This window comes from Fibrella rubiginis (assembly GCF_017353185.1).
Taxonomy (GTDB): Bacteria; Bacteroidota; Bacteroidia; order Cytophagales; family Spirosomataceae; genus Fibrella; species Fibrella rubiginis.
Genome location: NZ_JAFMYV010000018.1, coordinates 57,552 through 81,569 on the forward strand (window position 1 = coordinate 57,552; position 24,018 = coordinate 81,569).

Sequence of the window (24,018 nt, forward strand, 5' to 3'; positions counted from 1 at the left end):
GGTGAGCGAATGAGTGACTATGCGTCCCAGTCCAACCTAGTCACTCATTCGCTCACCGAAACGTCGGACCGTCACTCATTCACTCATTAAAAAATGGCCAACGTACAACTCAACCATATTGCCAAAGCATATGCCGGTGGTCCGCGCGTGATTCGCGACGTGACCATCGACGTGAAAGACCGTGAATTTCTGGTGCTCGTGGGACCAAGCGGCTGCGGCAAGTCGACACTACTGCGGATGATCGCGGGGCTGGAAGACATCACCGACGGCGATTTGCTGATCGACGGGCGGCGGGTGAACGACGTGCCGCCCAAAGACCGCGACATTGCGATGGTGTTCCAGAATTACGCTCTGTACCCGCACATGACCGTGTTTGAGAACATGGCCTTTGGGTTGACCCTGCGCAAAATGTCCAAAGTCGAAATAAAACAGCGGGTAGAGCAGGCCGCGCGGATTCTGGAAATAGAGCCGTTGCTGCACCGGAAACCAAAGGATATGTCGGGCGGGCAACGGCAGCGGGTGGCTATTGGGCGGGCCATCGTGCGCGAACCAAAGGTGTTTTTGTTCGACGAACCTCTCTCTAACCTCGACGCCAAACTGCGCGGCCAAACCCGGATTGAGCTGCAGAAACTGCACCGGCAGCTCAACGCCACCATGATCTACGTCACTCACGATCAGGTAGAAGCCATGACCCTCGGCGACCGCATCGTGGTGCTGCGCGGTGGCGACGTGATGCAGTTCGACACGCCCATTAACCTCTACAACCACCCCGTTAACCTGTTCGTTGCGGGCTTCATCGGCACCCCACCCATGAACCTACTCCCCGGAATTATTCAGCAGAGGAATAACAGGCTAACCTTTGATAGTCAGGGCAATACCTTACAGATTGACCTGTCGAAATCGGTTCATCATGAACGATTACAGCGCCACGTGGGTAAGCCGGTAATATTGGGGATTCGGGCTGAACACCTGACTGATGCGCCAACCAGCGGAGACCGTCCATTCTTTTCGTCGGAACAGTTGCCATTTGAGGCCATCGAAAACATGGGGAACGAAGCCCTCGGCTACCTCACCATTGAGGGGATCCGTATTGTAGCCCGCCTCACCCCCGACCGCGCCGCTACCCTCTCTCCTACCGCCCACATTACTCTTTTCTGGGACCTGGATAAGGTCCATTTCTTTGACGCCGAAACAGAGTTGGCTATTTGAACCGGCGTCTGAATACGCCGGAGCAGGCTAACCTGTTTATTCCCGTTCGCGTCAGGCCAGCTTACTGCAAACCTCCCGTATCTGGTTCACCACCTCGTCCGGTACCTCCATAGGCAGCAGATGGCCCACGCCGGGGAGGATGCGGAGCGTGGCTTGCGGCAGGTAGGGCTGCACCATATCGGGCTGAACAAACGAGGCAAGTGCTTCATCCTGATCGCCAACCAGTAGCGCCACCGGCACCGTGATACGAGCCATACGGTTGGTAATGTTGTCGCGGCTACCGATGGCGGGCCAGGCGATCCAGGCTTCGGGCGAAGCGCGGAGGTTGTCGGCTATAGTTTGTGCCCTCACAGCTTCAGAAAGCGGTTTCCGGGTAATTTTTGCCAGCGTTTTTTCAGCCGACTCGCGCTGTTTTAGCGGCGAAAGACTCGGCTTGTCCAGCATTTCCTGCCGCGAATCGTCAGGGATGGGTTCGGGTCCGGGGGGCGACGTCGCCAGCAACACCATAGCGCGCAGTCCTGCCGGTTGGGCCTGTCCTGGCCGGCCGGCTGCAATGGCAAGGGCAATTTTACCACCCATCGAGTGCCCCACCAGCACAAACGGCGTATCGCCTATCTGCTCGGCAATGGCGTTAGCCACAACCAGCGCTACGTCATCAACCCCCTGGTGGTCAGAGAGTGGTGGTGACTCACCAAAACCGGGCAAATCAAACACCAGGCACCCATAATCAGGAGCAAGCGCATCGACTACGGCGGTCCATGACTGGGCTGACCCACCATAGTAATGCAGAAACACCAGCGTAAGGGCAGGGCTTGCCCCTACCCGGTCCGAGCCCCGCTGCGGTGGATTACGGGTAAACGTATTAAGCATAGCGACAATTAAATTTCAACTTTGATACGAGCAGGCTGATCGGTCACTTCCAGCAACTGCCCGTAGGGAACAATGGTGATCTGACCAAATTCTTTCAGCAATGCCTGATACGCCGCCGCTACGGGACGGGGTTTGCGGTCGAGGTCATACAACCCGCAGGCGTTGACCCGGTTATTAAGCTCAGCCAGGCCCGAATCCCAGTCGATCTGGTCAATGAGGCTGTACCAGGTGAAACCCAGCACGGGCGTCCCATCGCGGCGCATGCGCATCAGGTTGATCCACTGTTTCCAGAGCCACATAGGCGCGTCGTCGGCCTCAAAGACGTTGGTTTCAGTATGCATAACCGGCTTATGATACCGGTTATAATATTCTTTCGTGATCTGGTACCAACCCAACACATCCATCGAATTAAACTCTTGACCATCAGGCAGTTTTATCTTTTCGTTTCGGCCATAGTAGTCATTACCCATCACCTGATAGCCCGGTGGCTGACCCGCCATAAACCACTTGTATTCCTCGCGGGTCATGCCGTTGTCGAGCAAATAGAGTGTTACGTCGGCAATGGGTGCATGGGCGTAGAGCAAATCGAGCGACAGGAAGCGGAGTTCGTTATGCAGGTTGATTTCTGCCGTTGGCGAAGCACACACCTCATGGATGTATTCAGCGCTTTCGCTCTGTATGATAATCAGGTCGTTGCGGCGCTGCGCAATCTGCTGCGTACCCATGATACTGGCCGCCACCGTATGTTTCAGGGCCGTTACAAACGCTTTGTCGTCTTTCAGCTGCTCATTCCAGAGGCCATCTTTCGCACTGTGGCGAGCCGTGACGTAGATCTCGTTGACGGGCGTATAGTAACGCACCCAGGGATAGCGTTCGGCCACGGCAGCGCAATAGTCGGCGAAATGTACCGGAAGCTCGGGGTTCTGGTAGTTCCCAAGCCAGTCGGGCACGCCAAAGTGCATAAGGTCGAGGATGGGTGTTATACCCTGCCGCTTGATTTCGGCCATGGCCAGATCAGCAAACTCCCAATCGAATTTTCCGGGTCCCTGATGAATGCTGTAGTAGGGCAAGCCGTAACGTAACACCTTCAACCCCATCTCTTTAACCAGACCAATATCTTCTTTGTAGCGGTCATAGTGGCCGCATTCGCGGAGTTGATCGCGGCGAACTTTACCGTTTTGGATGGTTGGATACGAGCATTCAATGCCCGTAGCAAACATAAAGTTGGAGGGCGACCCACTGGGTAAACCACTGCCGTTGTGGCCGGATCCACCGCCAAATTCGTCGCCCGCATAGTTGCCGTCGCCGAAGTGTTTCTTGATATGTGATAGGAAGTTCATGTAGGGAGTAATGCGTGATAAATGATGAGTGGTCCACCGCGGCGGATCGCTCATCATTTATTACGCATCATTAAAAATTTATCCGCCGTTCTTAGTGCCAGAGCCATGATGGTCAGGGCAGGATTGACGCTGAGTGACGACGGAAAGGTGGAATTATCACTGATGTAGAGGTTGGGAATATCGAAGCTTTGACCGTTGGCGTTGACCACGGCTTCGTCGGGCGAGTGGCCCATGCGGCAGGTGCCAATGATGTGGGCCGCCCGCGGAAAGGCCCAGACGTTTTTGGCTCCCGCCGCCGACCAGATGTCGCGCATGATTTTTTCGGCATGGGCGTTCATCTTCTTTTCGTTCTCACCATCGGTATGGTACACACGCGGTTTGGGCAGACCACGGGCATCAAGTTCATCCGACAGTTCGAGGTAGTTATGGTCGTAGGGCAGGCCGTCGCCGAGGATGTTAATGCCCGCCACGTGATTGTATCGGCTCATGGCGTCGATCAGTGCCTGCCCCCAAAGGCCCCGGCCGCGGGCCATCTGCTTCACATAGGTTACGGGCATCACGCCGATAGACTGCAGCAAATACCCCCCCGCAAAGTCAGCGGATTTACCAGCAAAAGGCCGGTGGGTATCTTCAGAAATCAATCCGCCGGGAATACCCTTATACGGTCGGACATCCTCGTCGAATTCACCCCAGATTTGCAGGCCGGGGTGGGCCATCACGTTACGGCCTACCTGCCCATTGCTGTTGGCCAATTCGTTGATCAGCAGCAATCTGGGTGTTTCAACCGCACCTGCACACAGGAAAACGGTGGTACACTTTTGCCGGTAGGTCTGCCCGTTTTGCACGTATACCACCGCCGTTATACGCCCCTGCGAATCGCGGTCGAACGTGGTCACAAACGCATCGGGGCGGATTTCAGCCCCGTGGGCGCGGGCCAGCGGAATGAACGTCACGTCCATACTGGCTTTGGCCCCCACGCTGCACCCCGCCTGGCAGAAGCCCCGGTTGGTGCAGGCTTCGCGCCAGCCGATCCCCTCCTGATAATAGCGCCCCGACAGGGCGGCGTTGGCGGCGGGCGATGTCCTGATGCCCAGTTGTGCACACCCCCGCTGCATGAGTTGCGCCGCCCCGTTCAATGGCAGCGGCGGCAGCGGATAATTGCGTTTACGCTTCGGCCCCCAGGGGTAATCCGATGGACCGGAAATGCCCAAAAAGTGTTCCAGTTCATCGTAATAGGGCTCAATGTCGGTGTGGTAATCTACAGGCCAGTTGGCGGCAACCCCAAATTCGGTACGCATGAGCATATCGTCGGGTTGGGCGCGGGGGGTGTAGGCGGTGTAGTGCAGGGTAGAGCCACCCACGCCGGTACCGGAGTTGTTGGAGCCAAAAGCCAGCGGATTGTCGCCCGCGCTGAGGCGTTCGTCGTTCCAGAAGAGGAATTCCTGCGCCCGTTCGTCGGTAGCGTAGTCTTTTGTCGGGTCTTTTTCTGAGCCTGCTTCCAGCGCCACTACGCGCAGGCCAGCCTGTGCCAGCCGGGCCAGCAGTGGTGCACCACCTGCCCCTGTGCCAATCACAACGGCATCGACAACGTCATTTGTTGCGTATGTTTTCATAATGCCCCGGGTTCTCGTGCTTCCAGTTCGTTTAACCCCACCCGATCCCAGCGTGGCTTATCAGCCATGCCTACGTAGCCAAATTCTTCCTGCGCCAGCGGATGGCTGAAATACAGGCTCACGAGTTCGGCCAGCATATCTTCAAAAAAGCGCTTCGACTGCAGGGGAGTAAACGAGGTTCCGATAGCGGTACCCTGCTGAATCTGGCCAATCAGGTCATCCTGCTGACCACCGTCGAGTTGGGTAAATGGCTTGCCGAACTGTGCCTGTGCGGCCTCCTGGAAGCCATTCAGGCCTTGCCGCCAGGCGTCAGGATCAGCCGGGAGAAGGTCATACCGCCAGCCATCGCTTTCGTTATGCGCCAGCCGATGATCGACCGGGCTTACCACGTCGATTGACGGGCGGGTGTCGGGTTGGGGAAAAAGCCGGGCCGACAGCTGATGCAGCAGGTCGGCTTCATCGGGGGTGAAAAACTGGGGTTGTTCGGGCTGTTTGTCCAGCCTTGTTTGCAACGCCTGCCGGGTGGCGGGGGTCACATGGTCAGTATCGAGCAGTGCCCGTACTGTGCCGATTGGGTATCTAAAGGATGCCATCTATTACAGTATGCAGTGAAGAACAATCAGCAGTATGCAGCGAAAACCGGAGTACAGTTTTTCGCTGCATACTGTCATGCCATTACCCCAGCTTGCCGCCGGTTACTTCTACGAGTGCCCCGGTCATGAAACTACCATCTGATGAGGCAAGCAGCACATAGGCGGGGGCTAGCTCTTCGGGTTGGCCAGGGCGGGCAAGGGCCACTTCGTGACCAAAATTCTCTACTTCATCTTTTGGCATCGTAGCCGGGATATTGGGCGTCCAGACCGGACCGGGCACCACGGCATTCACCCGGATACCCCGCTCACCAAGCTGAATGGCCAATGATTTGGTAAAGGCATGAATGGCACCCTTCGTAGCCGTATAGTCTACCAGCAGTGGGTTGCCCACAATACCCACAATACTGCCCGTGTTCACGATACAGTCGCCTTTCTGGAGGTGCGGCAGGGCAGCTTGCGCCATAAAGAAATAGCCGAATATGTTGGTCTCGAACGTCCGGCGCAGTTGCTCTTCCGTGATGTCTTCAAACTTTTGCTGCGCCATCTGGTAGGCAGCGTTATTGACCAGTATATTCAGGCTACCGAATTCATTGACAGTCTGTTGCACCGCGTCTTTGCACATCGCCGACTGCCGGACGTCGGCCTGAATAACGAGACATCTACCTCCCTTTTCGTCAACCATGCGTTTGGTTTCGGCGGCATCATCGGTGTTTTCGTTGTAAAGAATAGCCACGGCGGCACCTTCCATGGCATAGGCAATAGCCACGGCCCGGCCGATGCCCGAATCGGCACCAGTGATAAGGGCTACTTTGCCCGTTAGTTTGCCGGCGGCTTTATAATTGGAAAGGTCGGAGTCGGGCTGCTGCTGCATATCCGACTGGCGGGCGGGGTAAGGTAATTTCTGTCCCTTTATCTCCTGAGAGGAAGGGCGCGTTTCCTGGGTAGTCATACCGTTGTAAAGCATTGGATGGTATTACCCAGACCAACCTCACAATGAGGCGAAAGGTTAAAAATAGGCCGTAACGGGCTCTCGATAGGGCTTAACGTTCTTTTAACGAGTATTTGGTTATGTTTTAATGCCCTGTCACCACGTTTACACTGCCGGCCACACAGAAAAAAGCGCGCCTGTATGGGCAGAGCGCTGGTTCACAGAATAAGTTGCACAGGTTAGTCCATTAAAATCGTCGGAATACTATGTATGTTGCAGATATGAAAGTACTGGTAGTCGAAGATGAGCCCAAGCTGGCTTCATTTGTTAAAAAAGGCCTTGAAGAGCAGAAGTGCGAGGTCGACCTGGCCTACGACGGTCAGATTGGCCGTACGATGGCGCTCAGCAACAGCTACGACATTATTGTGCTGGACGTAAATCTGCCCAAAATGAATGGCCTCGATCTGGCCCAGACCATCCGGCATGAACAGGTGCACACCCCCATTCTGATGCTCACAGCCATGGGTTCGGTAGAAGATAAACTATCGGGGTTTGAAGCTGGCGCCGATGACTACCTGGTCAAACCGTTCGAGTTCCGGGAGTTGATGGCCCGCATCCGTGCCCTGCACAAACGCAGCGCCGACGGCGGCACCACCGTGAACGTACTGCGCGTGGCCGATCTGGAACTGGATCTGAATGAAAAAATAGCCCGCCGCGGTGGTAAGCGTATCGAACTGACCGCCAAGGAGTTCGGCCTGCTCGAATACCTCATGCGCAACCGGGGCCGGGTGGTGTCGCGGGTAGACATTGCCGAAAAAGTGTGGGATATTCACTTCGACACGGGTACCAACGTAATCGATGTGTACGTTAATTTCCTGCGGAAGAAGGTGGATAAAGAGTTTCCGACGAAGCTTATCCACACGGTTATTGGCATGGGCTACATCATGAAAGAAGAGTGAACATCCGTACCCGACTGACCCTCTTGTTTTTGTTGCTGGTGGGGTCTATCCTGCTGCTGTTTTCGCTTGCCATTTACCTGCTCTACAATCAGTTCCGGGAAGTTGATTTCTACGAACGCCTCCGCGAACAGGCCAAGGCCACAGTCCGCGTACGCGAAGATGCCGGCGACGTGGCCCGCACCGACTTGCCCGTGATGGTCGATGAGCGAATCACAATCTATACGCCTGATAATCAGGTAGCGTTTACAGTAGGGCCGGGACCACTTGTTCGTATTCCGCCCAGCCGACTGGAAAAAATTCGGGCGGGGCGTGAATTCAAATTTCGCGAGAATAAGCACGAAACGCTTGCCTTAAATTACCACAGTAAGTCGGGCCCCATGCTGGTGGTGGTGACCACAGCCTATGACCGTTATGGTTTTAACCACCTCATGCGGCTGCGGCAAATCCTGATTTTTGGTTGGCTGGCCAGCCTGCTGGCCGTGGGGGTAGCGGGGTGGCTGTTTGCCTCCGATGCCCTGCGGCCCGTGTCGGAAATCATTGAGCAGGTCAACACCATTTCGGGTACCAACATCCACCGGCGGCTACAGGTAAGCCGACAGCGCGACGAACTGGCCGAACTGGCCCGCACTTTCAACGCCATGCTCAACCGGCTTGAGGAGGCCTTTGTTACCCAGCGCAGTTTTGTCTCCCATGCCTCCCACGAGTTGCGCACGCCGCTGGCCATTATGCGCGGCAACATCGACGTGGCGCTTATGCAGCCCCGCAACACGCAGTACTACCGCCAGACCCTCGACGAGGTACTCTACCAGGTACAGCGCATGATTGACCTGGCCAATGGGCTGCTCGACCTGGCCCGCGCCAACACCGACGCCGCCAACCTGTCGTTCCGGCCTACGCGTATCGACGAAGTGCTCTGGCAGGCCCGTAGCAACATTTTGTCGAAAAAGCCGGAGTATTCCATCGACATCCTGTTTGATTTCGATGACGAAGCCCTGGCCGAACAGGATGATGACCTCACGGTGCCCGCCGAAGAGGCACTGCTGCGTACGGCCTTGCAGAACCTGATGGAAAACGGCTGCAAGTACTCCGTCGACCACAACGTAACGGTGCGGATTTCGTTTATTGCCAACGCCGTACAGGTGGCCTTTATTGATAATGGTTACGGCATACCCCCAGAGGATTTGCCTCATCTGTTCGAACCGTTCTACCGGTCGTCGCACACCACCAACGTGGCCCCCGGTCATGGCATCGGGCTAGCCCTGACCAATCGTATTGTGGCCCTGCACCACGGCCAGCTTATGATCGACTCAACCCTTGGCGTAGGCACTACCGTCACGGTGCAGTTGCCTGTTCAGGCCACAACACCGGCGTTGACAGCCGGTTGAACCAGCGCACTGCTGCCCGCGGTGCTACCCGTTGCTGTTGTTCTTACTATTCTTTTTCCGAACCCAACACCCAAAAAGCACACCTGACCTTCTTTGGGTGGTAGTCTGACCACTTACCCTTGCTTCACATGCGTAAACCTATTGCCCTGCTGGGCTTATTACTCGTTTCGGCGCTCTGTTCATGGGCGCAACCCTCCCAACTTCCTTCGGCACCCGGCCGGTGGACAGCAGCCAAAGCCAACGCCTGGTATGCCAGAGAGCCGTTTCTGGTAGGCGCCAACTACAACCCGGCCAACGCCATCAACGAACTGGAGTTTTGGCAGGCGGAGACCTTTGACCCCGCCACGATTGATAAAGAACTGGGTTGGGCTGAAAACATGGGCATCAATACCATGCGTGTTTTTCTGCACGACCTCCCCTATCAGCAGGATGCCAAAGGATTTATCAAGCGCATCGACACGTTTTTGACCCTTTGCCAGAAGCACAAAATTCGACCCATGCTGGTGCTGTTCGACTCGTGCTGGGACCCTTACCCCAAGCTGGGCAAGCAACGCGCCCCGCAGCCGGGCATTCATAACTCAGGCTGGGTGCAGTCGCCGGGGGCCGATGCATTGACCGACGTATCGCAGTACCCTCGGCTGCAGGCCTACGTAAAAGGTATTGTCGGCGCGTTTGCAACTGACAAGCGGGTGCTGATGTGGGATGTCTGGAACGAACCCGACAACACCAATGATAACAGCTACGGCGACAACCACACGATCAAAACCGAATTGCCAAAAGCCAAAAAGATCGCCATCATTCAGGCCCTGCTGCCGCAGGCATTTGGCTGGGCGCGGGCAGTGACCCCTACCCAGCCGCTGACGGCGGGCGTGTGGCAATTCTGGCGTAACGACTGGAGTAATGATGCCACCATTCCCGCCTTCGACAAAATGATGCTGGAAAATTCAGACGTGATTACGTTCCATCAATACGCCGACGCTGCGGCACTGGAAAAGATTATTCCGAACCTGAAACGCATGGGGCGGCCGGTGATCTGTACCGAGTTTATGGCACGGGGCGTAAACAGCAAATTCCAGACGCACCTGCCCATTGCCAAACGCGAAAAAGTAGGCATGATCTGCTGGGGATTTGTAGCGGGCAAAAGCCAGACATACCTACCCTGGGACAGCTGGCAGAAACCATACGTAAACGGCAACGAACCCAAAGTGTGGTTCCACGAGATTCTGAAAGGTGACGGCACCCCCTACGACCCTGCAGACGTTGTAGCGATCAAAACAGCAATGGGAAAGAAGTAGCTGATCACCCTACCAACCAATGCCGCCTCAATGTTGAGGCGGCATTTTTTTTGCAAAAAAAATGAAAATAAAACCCCGCCAATCACGAATCAATTAGCAGGGCAAACTCATTCGTTATCAATGAGTTTACTTTAGCGCACAAAGTCTATTTATTTTATAGATTTCAATAATCTCATAATCAGGCCATTAAACCTTTTGTGGTGTCATCTGTTCAAACAGAAGATCGTCGGCCACGTGGGCAGACACCCAATCACTAATCACTCTACGTAGATGAAAAATGTAACAATGCTGGCCCTTGGGCTGATGCTGGCCTTCTCACAGGCCGCCTTTTCACAGGCTGTTCAGGAAGGAAAAGCCGCCAAGAAAGAAATGAAGGCCGAGAAGAAGATGGCCAAAGCCCGCGAGAAGCGGATGGAAGCCCGCACGCACAAAGGCATTGAAATTGCGGGCGTATCCGATCCTAAAACCCGGATGAAAGACGCCAACCGCAAAGAGGAAAAAGCAGTGAAAAAAGAGCTGAAAGCTGACGCTGCCATGATGAAGGCCGGTGCTAAAGCTGAAAAGAAAAAGGCCGCCAAAGTAGATTAATCCCCCCTACTACATAACCAGATTCCCGGCCACTCACCCGAGTGGCCGGGATTTTTTGTATGCAGGCTATTTCGGTGCTACCGCTGCCACTTCTTTTTTAATCAGCACCAGTTGTGCTTTGTCGGCCCTGGCCACTTTCTTTCTGAAATCAGCATAATCGGCATAAGCTTCGGCAGGGTAACGACCCCGGTGCATCCGCAAGCGGCGGGTATAGATAAGCTGATTGCCCTGCACGTCGGCGCGGGCCTGGTAGGTGCCAAATTTAGTATCAAGGCTGAGCGGCGCAAGGGCATACTCAGGCGCAAAACCATCGGGCAAGGTGTACCGGATGGTGTCGGTGTCCTCAAAATCGTAGGTATACTTCAGCACAACCGGGCTTTGGCGCGGCTTTGTCAATACCGGGGCGAGACTCGTGGCCGACAATAAATTCAGGGGCAGAAACAGCCGCGATCCACTCGGCGACGCCCACCGCCGGGTAGACAGTGTGATGGTTTCGGTAATGGCAGGGATGGTGGCTTTCGTTTCGGCAAAGCCAAACCCGGTCAGTTCAAACGAAGGCAGATTCGTGCTTTTAATGAGCCAGTCTCGTTGCTGATCGTGGGTCAGGCCGTGGATTACGTCTATGTAGGGCTCCTGTTGCAACCCTGTGTACACGCTCTGAACATGCACGGTAGCAGCCCCTTCTGGGGTAAGTACAACGGTGGCTGACCGTCGCTGGCGGTTGTTATCAGGTGTGTATGCCGGTGTTCTCACCAGTTTTCCGCCTTCCGGGGTGATCAGCAGCACATGCCGGTTGCCAGTGAAATTGCCCAGATAGCCCACCGGGCTGAGCTGACTGGTGCATTCCAGCCACAACGTGTCGCGGTTATTTGGCACACACAGAAACACATGGTTAAACTGGAAGCCCGGCAGGTCGGTTCTGATGTCAGGGGCCGACTCACCCGCTTTTACCAGTGCTTCGTAGGCCGGAATACCCACCACACCCAACATGGCTTTGGTGTAGTTGGTTAGTGCTTTGCAGTCGCCGTAGTGCGTTTGCGCTACCCGACTCGCTTCAATGGTTTGCCAGCCGCCAATACCCAGTTGAATACTGATGTAGCGAGCCTGTTTTTGCAGTTGATCATAAATCTTCTGCACCTTACCCGCCACCGTTTTTTCACCTGCCACCAGTTCCTGCACTTGGCGACGAACGGCGTCGGGCAGCGCATCGCGACCTTTATTAAGGACATAATAGAAGTCGCCTACGTCTTTCCAGGTGGCACAGGAACCGATATAGTCCTGCACGGTAAACTGATTAGGAGCGGTATAGACCGTGGGTACCCGTTCGGCCAGCATGGGTGCAAGTGGTTCCTGCTCAATAGCGGGCAACGTGTCAACCTGCCAGGCATAGGCAAAACCGTCTTTTACTTCGGTACTTGCCTGTTTCGTCAACGTCCGGGTCAGGTTGGCTTCCTTATACCGAAGCGGCATCATGGCGGGTACGTCGACGATAAACCGGCTGTGGATGACAGACAGCCGTTCGTCGTCCTGCGGTTGCCAGGTGGGGTAAAACATGAGGTTCCGCGAACTGACCTCATACCTGAATTCCACGGTATAGGGATACGCCAACTGCCGCGAAAACTGAGCCACTTTGTACCGCGAATCGTCGGCGTAGTTGTCCTGAGCATAGGCAAGGTCTGTGATCTCGGCCTGTTTGAGCCGTTTTACCTGCTTTCCCGACGCGTCGAAGATGGCCCCTTCAATATCCGTCACCTTCGAAAATTTGTCGTAAGGCACCACCAGTTGAGCTTTACCGTCGGCTTTTTCATTTAGAATGGTGATAACCTGCCGCACCCGCAACACAGCGTCAGTGGGCGACCTCACGGTGTAATTCAGTTCGTCGAGACGGAGCACGGCGTCAGCGTTAAGCGTCATGGCCGGACTGATGAGGCTCACTGCCCAGTTTTCTGTTTGCGCCTGCGTGAGGTGGGCCGCCAGCCCGGCGCAGGCGAGTAAGAGATATTTCATCATGTTCTATTTCTTCTCGGCCAGCGTCGCGCCCTTTTTCAACACAATCTGTTCGCCATGCTTCAGCAGGATCTTTTCGTAAAATTCCTTCAGCAGTACGTACTCATTAGCCGGAAAAACGGGCTTACGAATCGAGATTCGACTTACCACCAATAACTGATTGCCTTGCTGCTGCACCTGATAGTTGAACCGGCCCCCGTTGTTGGGTAGACTCAGTGCCAACGGCTTAGGCAATTCCTCTACGGTATAGCCGTTAGGCAGGGTATAGGTAGCCATAAATGTTTCATCCGAAGGAACAGCAAAATCAACAGGAAATTGCCTTTCTGGCTGTTTGAAAGGGTTTTTCGATATGCCTTCAGTTAGCAGGGGTTGAAAATACATCCGATCTCCTGCCACCTGAGCACCCTCAGGAAGCGTTAGTACATAGTCGATTGTTAGAGGTAATTTGTTGTCAGTAAAATCACTAATGTCAATTTTCTCAATTTGCCAGGCTGGCTTCATGTGCTTTACCTCTTCCAGCAACTTTTCTCGACCCAACACAGCAACGGATCTTCGGGCTTCAACATCACCGTACCCACCGTAAGCATAAGACATGGTACCTGTTAATTCGCCCGTGGTGGAAAGTGTCAACAGAGCCGACTCCGTCCGTGTATTGCGTTCAGTGGGCGTCAACGAAACAAACCGGCTTTTCCCGTCAGGTAATATTAGCCTTCCACTACCATTGAGCGCCCGAAGGGGCAGCATACCCGGTTTGACAAACCGATCTGTAGCGTCGAGCACAAAATCTTTTCCACCTAGTGTAAGGTGAGCTACTACATAATTAAAATTACGCAGTAGGCCAACGTCTTCATCGACATGCCCGTGATTACGTGTGCTTAGAATCAGCGGATTAGCAACCAAACCTAAGTCACGCAGGAGTCCAATAAGCATAAAATTCAGATCAGCTACATCTCCTTTTTTTAGGTCAAGTACTTTCTTTAACTGCATGCTGTACAGGCTACATCTCTCATTCCAAGTCATCGTAGTACGCACAAATTCATACGCCGCCTTGACCCGTGCGAGCGTGTCATTTGCGGAAACCTCGTTCATTATGTTCGATGCTACTCCACGGAAATAAGGTGCTTTTTTATACTGATCTACGAAATAGTCGCTTTTAAGAAGCTTGTTATCTACGTCTTCCCAATTGCCAAAATATTTTTTACTGCGCACTCCTGAGGCTGTTGCGCTAGCTAGTTCAAACTCAACCCTTGCCATATAATCTCTCGGCGTAGTGATAAACGGCTCATCTCTGAAAGCGGGTACGTTAGCCATGGCAAAATGTAGCTGCCAAGAACCCTCTGACCGTAGGCTTACCGATGATGGCTTCGCCTCATTGATCGTTAGCGGTAAATAGCCAGTTAATATTGCCTGTTGAAAATAATAGTTCGATACGGTAGCTTTAAAATCACTCCATATGACTGGTATTGAATGCTGAAAATTCCAAGAACTTAGGGTACGTGCCTGAGGAGACACCCATGTATAGCGGTACTCAATAATACATCCTTCTTCTACGCCAGGCAGGGTGAACTTCTGTATATGGTTGTCATCTGTAACTTCCTCTATCTGTATAGCATCTTTATCCATCTTGTTCCGCACAATCTGTCCATCTTTCAGTAGGTAAGTCATTCCCTCTAAACGTCTGATTTTGCCTGAATTACCAAGCTCGACTGTCAGCGTAGCCTGCCCATAACCTGACTTTTTGTTGATGCGGATGCGGCTAAAGTAGGTAGAGACCATATTAATGTAAGATCCTAGTTCAAACTCTGTTTCGACTGATTCGTATAACACCACAGCCTCAGCGGTGGTGTCGTTGGGCACGGGCTTGAGGGCAAAATCAGCAACCGTAACCTGACCAAACCGAACCTCGGGTGGTTTAACAGCAGCTTGCGACCAAGAAATAAGCGGCATTAAACTGAGTGCCAATGAGAATAATGCAGGTAATAAATGAGTCATCAACTTAAGCAGATAAGTATGGCTATAGGGTCGTAAAAATCATTTGTGAAGAAATATATAGCAAATTTTGGCAAACAAAAAACCCGACCAACTGGCCGGGTTTTTCCATATGTTACCTGATCCCTTCCGAATCTAGATCGACTCCTGGGGCTGCGTTTCGGCAGGTTTGGCTTCTTTGCCTATCTCCTCTTTTATTTCTTCGGCAACACCCCGCTTCTTGTTTGCTGCATAGGCCGTGTCGCGCGCGAATGGGCGTTCTCCCAGCAGCCGCACAAGGTCTTTCTGGAACAGGATTTCTTTTTCGAGCAGTTCCTGCGCAATGATCTCCAGTCCCTCCCGGTGCTCCGACAGCATGTCTTTTGTACGCTGATAAGCAATGTCTACAATCTTGCGTACCTCATCGTCGATCTGCCGGGCAGTCTCTTCTGAATATGGCTTATTGAAGTTGTAGTCTGACTGCTTTGAATCATAGAACGACACATTGCCAATCTTGTCGTTCATGCCATACATGGTGACCATGCTATAGGCTAGTTTCGTAATCCGCTCTAAGTCGCTCAGCGCACCCGTCGATACTTTGTCGAAGACAATGTCTTCGGCGGCACGTCCACCCAGGGCCATGCACATCTCATCCATAAGCTGCTCGGTGCGGTAGAGGTACTGTTCGCGGGGCAGGTACTGAGCGTAGCCCAGCGCCGCCACCCCACGCGGCACAATCGACACTTTCACGAGCGGATCGGCATGCTCCAAGTACCATCCGGCCACTGCATGGCCGGCTTCATGATAGGCCACAATCTCTTTTTCTTCGGGCGAAATGAGTTTGTTTTTCTTTTCCAGGCCACCAATCACGCGGTCCATGGCATCCTGAAAGTCGATCATCTCTACCGACTCTTTGTCATGGCGAGCCGCAATCAGGGCAGCTTCGTTGCAGACGTTGGCAATTTCGGCACCCGCAAAACCAGGTGTTTGTGCCGCCAGCTCACGGGGGTCAACATCAGGAGCCAGTTTGATTGGCTTCAGGTGTACTTTAAAGATCGCCTCCCGGCCAATGATATCCGGCTTATCGATGCTGATCTGCCGGTCGAAGCGGCCGGGGCGTTGCAGAGCCGAGTCAAGTACGTCGGGACGGTTGGTAGCGGCCAGGATAATGATACCTGAGTCGGTAGCAAAACCGTCCATCTCTACCAGCAATGAGTTCAGCGTGTTCTCGCGCTCGTCGTTGGCACCGGGCATTGATCCACGGCCACGCGTACGACCCACGGCGTCGATTTCGTCGATAAAGATGATACAGGGCGCTTTCTCTTTGGCTTGTTTGAAAAGGTCACGTACCCGTGCGGCACCGACACCCACAAACATTTCTACAAAATCGGAACCCGACAATGAGAAGAACGGAACGCCCGCCTCACCTGCTACCGCCTTGGCCAGCAGGGTCTTGCCCGTACCCGGAGGGCCAATTAGCAAAGCCCCCTTCGGAATCTTGGCCCCCAGCTTGGTAAATTTAGCCGGGTTTTTCAGGTAGTCGACAATCTCTTTGATCTCTTCTTTAGCTTCGTCCAGACCGGCTACGTCGTTGAACGTAATCTTCACCCGGTTTTCGGGATCGAACAGGGCAGCGCGTGATTTGCCGATGTTGAATATCTGACCACCCGGCCCACCCGTACCCGACATGCGGCCCAGGATAAAGTACATAGCCAGAATCATCACGATTACCACGCCGTAGGTAGCCAAAGAGCTGATCCAGTCGGGGCGGGTTTCGTAGCGGTCATCAATCTGCTGCGCATCGGGCACGTCTTTCTCCAGCCGTTGCAGGTCACTCTTGAACGACTCGGCAGAGGGCACCTCAAACGAATAGTGGGGGCCACCGCTGTTGCTGCTGTTGAAGAGTTGTTTCTGGCCCGAAACAGCCCGATAATCGGGTTTGTTGAGCGCTTCTGGTTTCAGGGTGATCTCGGCAATTTTATCATTGACGATGACCACCGATTTAACGTCGTTGTTTTTCACCATCCGCTCAAACTGTTTGGGCGTAGTGGGGCGAACAGACGAGGTTTTACTGAGCAAAGTGATGCCTAATATTGCGGCAATAAGCAGCACCACAATCCACCCCTGAAAGTTCGGCTTACGCGGTACTCTGCTGAGCGGATTTTTATTGTTGTTTTCAGACATTTCGACAGGTTGTACAGAAGTAGGTTTATAAGGGTAACACCAGACAGGAAATGAATGTTTCGCCGTCTATAATGGCCCCGGATGGCAAATGACGGGCGGTATGGATGGATAATTAAGCGGTGGTTTCTGACGAAAAAACGGACGCATCGTCGGTTATTTCGTGAATCTCGGCATCGCCCCAAAGCTGCTCAAGATCATAGAACGCCCGGCGGTCTTTTTTGAACACGTGAACCACCACGTCGACGTAGTCAAGCAGGATCCATTCGCGGTTCATCTTGCCTTCGCGGTTCATAGGAAACGTACGGCTCACTTTCAGAATCTCTTCTTCAACAGACCCCGAAATGGCATCAATCTGCGTATCGGAACTACCCGAACAGATGATGAAATAATCGGTAATGGCATTTTTTACTTTGCGAAGGTCCATCACAACGATGTCCTGCGCTTTTTTCTCCTGCATTCCTTTCACTACCAGATCACGGAGCTGTTCGGTAGATAATCCATTTTGTTTGGCTGAAACGGGGTGTTGAATCATGCTTTGCGAGTAAACTTGTGGTAGCGGGCGGGTAGCGGGTGCGTTGCCAGATTGGATTATAAAATACCCAACCGCACCATACACTGACTGCTTTCTATTAAACGTAACAATCTTTGTACAAAATCTATCCCAAAACGCTCTTTGTTGGCCAAAATATCATTTTTCTGCCAACCTGTCAGTCAACCAACGATGAGGCACTACACCTATTGGCCGATGGAACGGCTTATGAAGGTGATGTAGTAGCGACCAGTCAGCAAACGCAGGGGCGTGGACAGCGTGGCAATCAGTGGGAGGCGCTACCCGGTCAAAACCTGACGTTCTCGCTGATTCTCCAACCTACGTTTCTCCAAGCGTCAGAACAGTTTTGGCTCAACATGGCCGTTTCGCTGGCTGTTCATGACTCGCTCGCTCCCTTTATTTCCACAGGCCTGCGCGTGAAATGGCCCAACGATATCTATGTAAACGACCGGAAGATGGGCGGTATTTTAATTGAAAACGCTCTGCAGGGCTATCATTTGGCTCATACGGTGGTGGGCATCGGGTTAAACATCAACCAAACGCAGTTTGGCTACCCCAACGCTACCTCCCTCCTGCTCGAAGCCCCCTACCAGGAAGGCTATCACCTGCCCGCGCTGCTGACAACCCTTTGCGAACAACTTGAAAAACGGTATCTACAACTCCGCAACGGTCACCGCGACACCCTACGGGCTTCCTATCTGCAACACCTGTACCGTTACCAGGAAGCGCATCTCTACGAAGCCGACGGCCAACGCTTCTACGGCACGATCATCAGCATCGACCCCACCGGCCGTCTGGGTCTTATGGTCGACGGGGGCATACGGTATTTTGCGTTTAAAGAAGTGAGTTTTGTAATGATGACTGATAAGTGATGAATCTGCTGACGCCAGCGTACCTGCCCTGGCGCCAACAGATTCATCATTCTTTTATCGCTTCGCCTACCGGGTTGCCAACGCAGCCGCTGGGTTCGAGGATGCTGAGGAGGGCGCAGATCGTGGGGGCAATGTCGGCGATGGCGGTGCGGTGAAACGTCTGGCCGGGTTTAACGCCCCATCCGTACAGCAAAAACGGCACGTGGGTATCGTAAGCATAGGTGGTGCCGTGGGTGGTGCCTTTATTTCGTCCTTCAAACCAGCCCGCCTGAAGCATCACGTAGAAATCACCGCTACGATTGGGCTGGTACACGTTTCGCAGCATCGTAAGCTGATTGTCGGGTAGCGGCGTTGCCGACAGGTCGTGCAGGTTTATTACGTTGATGACACCGCGCTGAGGCAACACACTAGCCCGAACAAGCGCATACACCTCCGACATGGGAATCTTTTTCTCGGCCAGCAGGGCCGTGTTCATGTATACCTGCTGGTTGTAGTAGCCGATCATCCACTGTCCGGGACCATACGCCTTTGTGAGTGCCGCCTTCACCGCCTCGCCTACTTCGCCATAGGATTTTACGGCCGCGGGTATCCGGTACGTCTGCGAAAAGCCGGGTATATCGGCGGCACCATGGTCGGCAGACAGAAAAGCCAGCCAGTTGCCTCTGCCCACGCGTTTGTCGAGTTCGGTCAGTAGTTCGGCAATCTGCAGGTCAAGGCGCAGGTATTCGTCTTCCACTTCCACCGAGTGTGTTCCAAAAGCATGGCCCACGTAGTCGGGCGACGAGAAGCTCACGGCCAGCAGATCGGTGATGGTATCTTTGCCTAATTGTTCGCCATCAATAGCGGCCAGGGCGCATTGCAGGGTCAGTTGATCGCCGTAGGGGGTTGCCCGCAGCACTTCGTAGCGCGGTTGCCCACTTACGGTGATAAACTCGTGCGGATAGGTCGACTTGGTCTCACCGGGCAGATTGGCCTCGAATGGCTGATCATCGGCCGTGCTTTCGGTGTATTTGTCGGCGGGCAGCAGCAACTCCCACTTCTTTTGCATGAATTCGTCGGGCAGGCGGCGGGCGTTGAACGTCTTCATCCAGGCGGGCAGGTCGTTCCGATAAAACGAACTGGTGATCCAGTTGCCATCTTTCGAGTCGAACCAATAGGCCGCATCGGCGGCGTGGCCCGCAGGCAGAATGGAGCCCCGGTCTTTCAGGGCTACGCCCACCACTTTGGCTCGTCCGTCGGTGGCTAGTTTTAGCTGATCGCCAATGGTGGTAACCAACATGTTGCGCGGCGACATCTGGCCTGCGCCACCGTTATTGCCCACCGTGCGCACGGTGGTGTCTTCGGTGCAGTAAAGCAGCCGGCCTAACTTCCTGTCGTAGAAATCATTTCCAACAATACCGTTGAGGGCGGGAGCCGAGCCGGTGTAGATGGCCGCGTGTCCCGGACCGGTGTAGGTGGCGGCGTAATGATAATGGTTATTGCGGGCGTTAAAACCCTGCGTCATAAGCCGCTTGAAGCCGTTTTCGCTGAATTTATTGTAATACCGATACAGGTAATCGTAACGCATCTGGTCGACAACGATGCCTACTACCAGTTTAGGCCGATCGGGGGGAGACGCTATAGAGGGAGCTGGAGAAGCCCGTTTTACCTGGGCGAGTACCGTGAAGGCAGATAACAAAAAGACAAAAAGAGCAGCGGTAAGACGCGTCATAGGTTGTGTAACAGGCTAATGATATTGACGCGGCAAAGGTAGCGAACATTTTGGGGGCAGGGGCCGTTGAAACAGATAGCAACCATTAAGTCGTGGTGATGTCATCAGCCAGTTAGCATCATGGCCACCGACCTTTTTCATGCCAAAATCCAGTTCGTTTAACCCAGCCCAAATTGGAAACCGGGGTATTTGGTTCGCCGTCGTGATCCTGACAACGTGGCTGCTTCTGTTGTCGTTTCTGCTCACCTACCACAGTCCCGGCACAACCGCATCTGGTATAGGGCTGAGTTGGAAAGACCCGTTTGTGTATGTGTTTGTGCTGTTGCAGATGCACCTCTACACGGGTGTATTTATCACCGCCCACGATGCCATCCACGGCGTGGTAGCGCCCAATAACAAGCGGTTAAATGATGCTATCGGTACGCTGGCAACAACTTTTTTTGCGTTCAACAGCTACAAAAAACTGTCGGCAGGGCACCACCGGCACCACCAGCACGCCGCCACTGAGCATGACCCTGACTACCACCGGGGCAACCCCAACATTGTTTTGTGGTTCATCGATTTTGCCCGGAGCTACGTATCCATTTGGCAGATTGTGGCTATGGCCGTAACCTACAATGTGCTGAAACTATGGCTGCCGATGGAAAACCTGATCGTTTTTTGGATGGTCCCGGCGTTTCTGAGCACGTTTCAGTTGTTTTATTTCGGTACGTACCTGCCCCACCGGGGTGAACACGAAAACCCGCCGCATAACGCTCGCAGCCAGGCGCTTAATCATACGTGGGCCTTCATCTCCTGCTATTTTTTCGGCTACCACGAAGAGCACCACACCCAGCCATACCTCCCCTGGTGGAAGTTGGCAGAAGCGAGAGAAGGGAAATAAGGATTAATGTACAATGTACAATGGGCTGACGCGAGAGATTACTTGCGTCAGCCCGTTGTACATTGTACATTATGCATTGTACATTAATCCTCCTTTACTTCTCCCGCGCAATGGTATAATCCACCAGTCCTTCGAGGGAGGTGCGGTAGGTAGACTCGGGGAGGGTATGGAGAAGAGCCTGGGCCTGCCGAACGTAGTCTTCCATAGCCCGCGTGGCGTATTCAATGCCGCCCGACGACTTCACGAACTCGATTACTTCGCCCACCCGTTTTGGTTCCTCACTGTGGTTTTTGATGGTGTTAATCACCCGCCTCTTTTCGCCTGAAGGGGCTTTGTTCAGGGCATAGATGAGTGGCAGGGTCATCTTTTTTTCTTTGATGTCGATACCCAGCGGTTTGCCTACTTCGGCAGTACCGTAGTCGAAGAGGTCATCCTTGATCTGGAACGCGATACCCACCTTTTCGCCGAACAGCCGGGCCGTCTCAATCATCTGGGCGGGGGCGTTGGCCGAGCGGGCACCCATGGCGCAGCAGGCCGAAATAAGCGAAGCCGTTTTCTGCCGGATGATGTCGTAGTAGATCGTCTCGGAGATATCGAGCCGGCGGGCCTTCTCAATCTGGAGCAACTCCCCTTCCGACAGGTCACGCACGGCCTTGTTGCCAATGCTCAGCAGGTCGTAATCGCCGTTTTCGAGCGACAATGACAAGCCCCTTGCCAGCAGATAATCGCCGACGAGCACCGCAATTTTGTTTTTCCAGAGCGCGTTTACCGAGAAGAAACCCCGGCGGTAGTTCGAGTCGTCCACTACGTCGTCGTGCACGAGCGAGGCGGTATGGAGCAACTCAATCAGGGCCGCGCCGCGGTATGTCGACTCGTTGATGGTACCACAAACGCCCGCCGTAAGAAAAACAAACATGGGCCGAAGTTGCTTGCCTTTTCGCCGCACGATGTAGGTCATGATCTGGTCGAGCAGCATGACGTCGCTTTTCATAGAATCCCGAAATTTCTGCTCAAACAGTTTCATTTCAGCAGCAATCGGGGCCTGTATGTCAGCGATGGTCGGCATTAAGCGTATACTGTAGGGGCGACCCGCGTGGTCGCCCGCGATACGCCATTGATGAACTTGTGGTTGGGGCAAAAGTAGCCACGAAACCGCAGTGGCGACGTAAAATCTTGCGTGGCTATCGAAAATTGCCAATCTTGTCACCCATGCCCGACCAACCGCCTCTCCCCGCTTCCGATGTCAATTCCACACCGTTGCCTACCTCTTGTGGCCGCGCCCTAGTGCTGGGTGGTGGTTCACTCAAAGGCGCATTCCAGTGCGGAGCCATCATGGCCATTCTGGAAAGCGGATACCAGCCCGAAGCCCTCTACGGCATCTCGGTAGGCAGCCTCAACGCCACATTCCTGACCTACGAAGCTAACCGCCAACACGCCGAAAACGGCCATATCGACTGGCCCAAAGCCGGGCGCGCCCTGCTCGAATTCTGGATCAGAAACATCACCCGACCCGAAGCTGTAGCTGTGTTGAAATCGCGGTTCCTGACGGGCTATAATACGCTGATGAGCCGTTTTGATGGTTTTCTGGACAACGCCCCTCTTCGTCACCTCATTAACAGCTATGTTGATGTGGCGGTGCTGAAACAGGGGCCAATCAAACTAAAGGTAGGGGCTGTCAACGTGATTGAAGGTGATATGGTATACGTAGACCCGGGCGACGACCATTTCCTGGACTATGTGTTTGCCAGCAGTTCACTGCCGTTTCTGATGCCCGCCGTCCCCATTGGCGGCGATCACCGTAAAGCTTTCCTTGATGGTGGCTTACGCGAAGTAGCCCCCCTCCGCGAAGCCATCAGCGACGGGGCCACGGCCATTATGTGCGTAGCCTGCCACGCCAAACACATCTTCAACGAATCGTTCAATTACCGGAATTTGCTCAACCTGGTAGAACGGGTCAAAGACATCACCGTCAACCAGATCGTAAACAACGACATTGCCTGGGCCGAACGTTTTGTCGAGCGCGAAACAAGCCGGGGCCACCCCTTCGAGTTGACCGTGATTCGCCCTACCGAGCCACTTTACCTGAACCTTCAGAAGTTCAATTCCAATGACATCAGCAAGCTCATTGTCCAGGGTTATAAAGCTGGAACGGACGTGTTGAAGCGTTCAGATAAAGTATAAAAAAAACGCCCCAACCAGCTGGTTGGGGCGTTTTTTTATTTAAAGAGCGATAATGCTCAATTATGCTGAATCCTATTAACAACCGCCGTTTTCCGACGTGTGGAGCCATTTGCATAAAGTGTATAAAGCTTAGCGGCTTCAACTGTAAGCGTCGAGCTTGTGATGGCTGTACCTGTAGCTGTGGACCCTGTATAAACGTCAACCTTATACGCACCCGCTGCGACTGGCGAAAATGCCGTTGTAGCCACGTTACGGTAGGCACGGTTCAAGATAGTAGTGGTTGATGTAGCACTGCCAGGACCCGTTAATTTTATAGACAATGCCAAAGGCGTTGTAGCGGTTGAACTGGCTGGTAGACCAGCATCAGGAACGAAATGGAAGAAACGTACACCTCCACTACCTGCAGTGAGCGTTTGCGAAAGAGGGTCATTCACCACCAGCAAGCGTACACCGCCTACGTCTGTTGTCAGGTTAGCCGCGTTGGTCACGAAAGGACGAGTGGTTGAATCTGTCACAAACGCGGTATAATTACTACCTGTGAGGATCGTAGATTTGATTGATAGATCATTGGTCCCCAGTGTACCACCCGCGCCCTTCACGCGGAACTGCAACGAACCCAAATAGGGTACATTCACATAGTTTGTCGCCTGACCTAAACCCAATGCATTGCCTACAGCCGTGTTTTCGAGGTAAGGCATAAGCGAGTTTGCATCAGCGGTAGCATTTACAAACAACACTTTCGATGACGTGTTTGGAGGCGTTGTAACAGGTTGCGGGTCGGGATAGCCCGTGTCTTGGCAACCCGTAATTAGTGTACCAACCAGTAATGCCGAAGCGGCCACTGTCAGTAAAGTTTCTACTTTAAAATTCATGACAAAGTCG

20 protein-coding genes are annotated in these 24,018 nt (G+C 53.6%); 8 read left to right on the forward strand and 12 right to left on the reverse strand.

Going from position 1 to position 24,018, the window contains the following annotated elements; genetic code table 11:
* The first annotated feature begins 93 nt into the window (after nt 1-93).
* The gene (locus J2I47_RS25250; protein ID WP_207367408.1) at nt 94-1,209 is read left to right on the forward strand and encodes an ABC transporter ATP-binding protein; all 1,116 of its coding nucleotides are present in this window, start codon (nt 94-96) and stop codon (nt 1,207-1,209) included.
* Nucleotides 1,210-1,260: 51 nt separating this feature from the next.
* On the opposite strand, the gene J2I47_RS25255 is transcribed toward J2I47_RS25250, so the two are convergent.
* From J2I47_RS25255 to J2I47_RS25275, 5 genes are all read right to left on the reverse strand, one after another.
* Complete coding sequence (locus J2I47_RS25255; protein ID WP_207367409.1) at nt 1,261-2,079, reverse strand: alpha/beta fold hydrolase; 819 nt, start codon at nt 2,077-2,079, stop codon at nt 1,261-1,263.
* 8 nt (nt 2,080-2,087) lie between these two features.
* Nucleotides 2,088-3,419, reverse strand: a complete 1,332-nt coding sequence (locus J2I47_RS25260) for a family 1 glycosylhydrolase (RefSeq protein WP_207367410.1) — start codon at nt 3,417-3,419, stop codon at nt 2,088-2,090.
* 53 nt (nt 3,420-3,472) lie between these two features.
* Entirely contained in the window at nt 3,473-5,032 is a 1,560-nt protein-coding gene (locus tag J2I47_RS25265; protein WP_207367411.1) for a GMC family oxidoreductase, read from the reverse strand.
* The gene (locus tag J2I47_RS25270; RefSeq protein ID WP_207367412.1) at nt 5,029-5,625 is read right to left on the reverse strand and encodes a gluconate 2-dehydrogenase subunit 3 family protein; all 597 of its coding nucleotides are present in this window, start codon (nt 5,623-5,625) and stop codon (nt 5,029-5,031) included. The genes J2I47_RS25265 and J2I47_RS25270 overlap by 4 nt, the downstream gene beginning before the upstream one ends.
* 82 nt (nt 5,626-5,707) lie before the next feature.
* Nucleotides 5,708-6,574 carry an SDR family oxidoreductase gene (locus J2I47_RS25275; protein WP_207367413.1) on the reverse strand — a complete coding sequence of 289 codons (867 nt, stop codon included), beginning with the start codon at nt 6,572-6,574 and terminating at the stop codon, nt 5,708-5,710.
* Between the two features lie 260 nt (nt 6,575-6,834).
* Here J2I47_RS25275 and J2I47_RS25280 point away from each other — a divergent pair, with 260 nt between their 5' ends.
* From J2I47_RS25280 to J2I47_RS25295, 4 genes are all read left to right on the forward strand, one after another.
* A complete protein-coding gene (locus J2I47_RS25280; RefSeq protein WP_207367449.1) occupies nt 6,835-7,512 on the forward strand; it encodes a response regulator transcription factor in 678 nt (225 codons plus the stop codon).
* Entirely contained in the window at nt 7,509-8,897 is a 1,389-nt protein-coding gene (locus J2I47_RS25285; protein ID WP_207367414.1) for a HAMP domain-containing sensor histidine kinase, read from the forward strand. Before J2I47_RS25280 ends, J2I47_RS25285 begins: the two co-directional genes overlap by 4 nt.
* Before the next feature lie 128 nt (nt 8,898-9,025).
* A complete protein-coding gene (locus tag J2I47_RS25290; RefSeq protein ID WP_207367415.1) occupies nt 9,026-10,192 on the forward strand; it encodes a cellulase family glycosylhydrolase in 1,167 nt (388 codons plus the stop codon).
* Between the two features lie 270 nt (nt 10,193-10,462).
* Entirely contained in the window at nt 10,463-10,780 is a 318-nt protein-coding gene (locus J2I47_RS25295) for a hypothetical protein (protein WP_207367416.1), read from the forward strand.
* Between the two features lie 66 nt (nt 10,781-10,846).
* Here J2I47_RS25295 and J2I47_RS25300 read toward each other — a convergent pair whose 3' ends face one another.
* The 4 genes from J2I47_RS25300 to rsfS all read right to left on the reverse strand — a co-directional run bounded on the left by J2I47_RS25300 (nt 10,847) and on the right by rsfS (nt 17,471).
* The gene (locus J2I47_RS25300) at nt 10,847-12,790 is read right to left on the reverse strand and encodes a DUF3857 domain-containing protein (RefSeq protein WP_207367417.1); all 1,944 of its coding nucleotides are present in this window, start codon (nt 12,788-12,790) and stop codon (nt 10,847-10,849) included.
* A 3-nt stretch (nt 12,791-12,793) separates the two neighbouring features.
* Nucleotides 12,794-14,779 (reverse strand): DUF3858 domain-containing protein, encoded by a 1,986-nt coding sequence (locus J2I47_RS25305; protein WP_207367418.1) that lies wholly within the window; start codon nt 14,777-14,779, stop codon nt 12,794-12,796.
* A 132-nt stretch (nt 14,780-14,911) separates the two neighbouring features.
* A complete protein-coding gene (gene ftsH, locus J2I47_RS25310; RefSeq protein WP_207367419.1) occupies nt 14,912-16,939 on the reverse strand; it encodes an ATP-dependent zinc metalloprotease FtsH in 2,028 nt (675 codons plus the stop codon).
* Between the two features lie 112 nt (nt 16,940-17,051).
* A complete protein-coding gene (gene rsfS / locus J2I47_RS25315) occupies nt 17,052-17,471 on the reverse strand; it encodes a ribosome silencing factor (protein ID WP_207367420.1) in 420 nt (139 codons plus the stop codon).
* Nucleotides 17,472-17,584: 113 nt separating this feature from the next.
* On the opposite strand from rsfS, the gene J2I47_RS25320 reads away from it, so the two are divergent.
* Nucleotides 17,585-18,361 (forward strand): biotin--[acetyl-CoA-carboxylase] ligase, encoded by a 777-nt coding sequence (locus J2I47_RS25320; RefSeq protein WP_207367421.1) that lies wholly within the window; start codon nt 17,585-17,587, stop codon nt 18,359-18,361.
* Nucleotides 18,362-18,407: 46 nt separating this feature from the next.
* Here the strand turns inward: J2I47_RS25320 and pafA are convergent, their stop codons facing one another.
* Entirely contained in the window at nt 18,408-20,072 is a 1,665-nt protein-coding gene (pafA, locus tag J2I47_RS25325; protein WP_207367422.1) for an alkaline phosphatase PafA, read from the reverse strand.
* 139 nt (nt 20,073-20,211) lie between these two features.
* Between pafA and J2I47_RS25330 the strand changes: the two genes are divergently transcribed.
* A complete protein-coding gene (locus tag J2I47_RS25330; protein WP_207367423.1) occupies nt 20,212-20,955 on the forward strand; it encodes a fatty acid desaturase in 744 nt (247 codons plus the stop codon).
* 94 nt (nt 20,956-21,049) lie between these two features.
* Here the strand turns inward: J2I47_RS25330 and J2I47_RS25335 are convergent, their stop codons facing one another.
* On the reverse strand, nt 21,050-22,021 hold the full coding sequence (locus J2I47_RS25335; protein ID WP_207367424.1) for a polyprenyl synthetase family protein: 972 nt from the start codon (nt 22,019-22,021) through the stop codon (nt 21,050-21,052).
* 143 nt (nt 22,022-22,164) lie between these two features.
* Here J2I47_RS25335 and J2I47_RS25340 point away from each other — a divergent pair, with 143 nt between their 5' ends.
* Nucleotides 22,165-23,136, forward strand: coding sequence for a patatin-like phospholipase family protein (locus J2I47_RS25340; RefSeq protein WP_207367425.1), 972 nt, complete (start codon nt 22,165-22,167; stop codon nt 23,134-23,136).
* Between the two features lie 56 nt (nt 23,137-23,192).
* Here the strand turns inward: J2I47_RS25340 and J2I47_RS25345 are convergent, their stop codons facing one another.
* A complete protein-coding gene (locus J2I47_RS25345; RefSeq protein WP_262899048.1) occupies nt 23,193-24,008 on the reverse strand; it encodes a DUF4397 domain-containing protein in 816 nt (271 codons plus the stop codon).
* Nucleotides 24,009-24,018: the final 10 nt, after the last annotated feature.

Excerpts from the sequence above, each read along its gene's own strand:
- ftsH (WP_207367419.1), bottom strand. The coding sequence starts at position 16,939 with ATGTCTGAAAACAACAATAAAAATCCGCTCAGCAGAGTACCGCGTAAG.
- rsfS (WP_207367420.1), bottom strand. The coding sequence starts at position 17,471 with ATGATTCAACACCCCGTTTCAGCCAAACAAAATGGATTATCTACCGAA.
- J2I47_RS25250 (WP_207367408.1), top strand. The coding sequence starts at position 94 with ATGGCCAACGTACAACTCAACCATATTGCCAAAGCATATGCCGGTGGT.
- pafA (WP_207367422.1), bottom strand. The coding sequence starts at position 20,072 with ATGACGCGTCTTACCGCTGCTCTTTTTGTCTTTTTGTTATCTGCCTTC.
- J2I47_RS25300 (WP_207367417.1), bottom strand. The coding sequence starts at position 12,790 with ATGATGAAATATCTCTTACTCGCCTGCGCCGGGCTGGCGGCCCACCTC.
- J2I47_RS25275 (WP_207367413.1), bottom strand. The coding sequence starts at position 6,574 with ATGACTACCCAGGAAACGCGCCCTTCCTCTCAGGAGATAAAGGGACAG.
- J2I47_RS25270 (WP_207367412.1), bottom strand. The coding sequence starts at position 5,625 with ATGGCATCCTTTAGATACCCAATCGGCACAGTACGGGCACTGCTCGAT.
- J2I47_RS25255 (WP_207367409.1), bottom strand. The coding sequence starts at position 2,079 with ATGCTTAATACGTTTACCCGTAATCCACCGCAGCGGGGCTCGGACCGG.
- J2I47_RS25295 (WP_207367416.1), top strand. The coding sequence starts at position 10,463 with ATGAAAAATGTAACAATGCTGGCCCTTGGGCTGATGCTGGCCTTCTCA.
- J2I47_RS25345 (WP_262899048.1), bottom strand. The coding sequence starts at position 24,008 with ATGAATTTTAAAGTAGAAACTTTACTGACAGTGGCCGCTTCGGCATTA.
- J2I47_RS25260 (WP_207367410.1), bottom strand. The coding sequence starts at position 3,419 with ATGAACTTCCTATCACATATCAAGAAACACTTCGGCGACGGCAACTAT.
- J2I47_RS25330 (WP_207367423.1), top strand. The coding sequence starts at position 20,212 with ATGCCAAAATCCAGTTCGTTTAACCCAGCCCAAATTGGAAACCGGGGT.
- J2I47_RS25280 (WP_207367449.1), top strand. The coding sequence starts at position 6,835 with ATGAAAGTACTGGTAGTCGAAGATGAGCCCAAGCTGGCTTCATTTGTT.
- J2I47_RS25340 (WP_207367425.1), top strand. The coding sequence starts at position 22,165 with ATGCCCGACCAACCGCCTCTCCCCGCTTCCGATGTCAATTCCACACCG.
- J2I47_RS25335 (WP_207367424.1), bottom strand. The coding sequence starts at position 22,021 with ATGCCGACCATCGCTGACATACAGGCCCCGATTGCTGCTGAAATGAAA.
- J2I47_RS25265 (WP_207367411.1), bottom strand. The coding sequence starts at position 5,032 with ATGAAAACATACGCAACAAATGACGTTGTCGATGCCGTTGTGATTGGC.
- J2I47_RS25305 (WP_207367418.1), bottom strand. The coding sequence starts at position 14,779 with ATGACTCATTTATTACCTGCATTATTCTCATTGGCACTCAGTTTAATG.
- J2I47_RS25290 (WP_207367415.1), top strand. The coding sequence starts at position 9,026 with ATGCGTAAACCTATTGCCCTGCTGGGCTTATTACTCGTTTCGGCGCTC.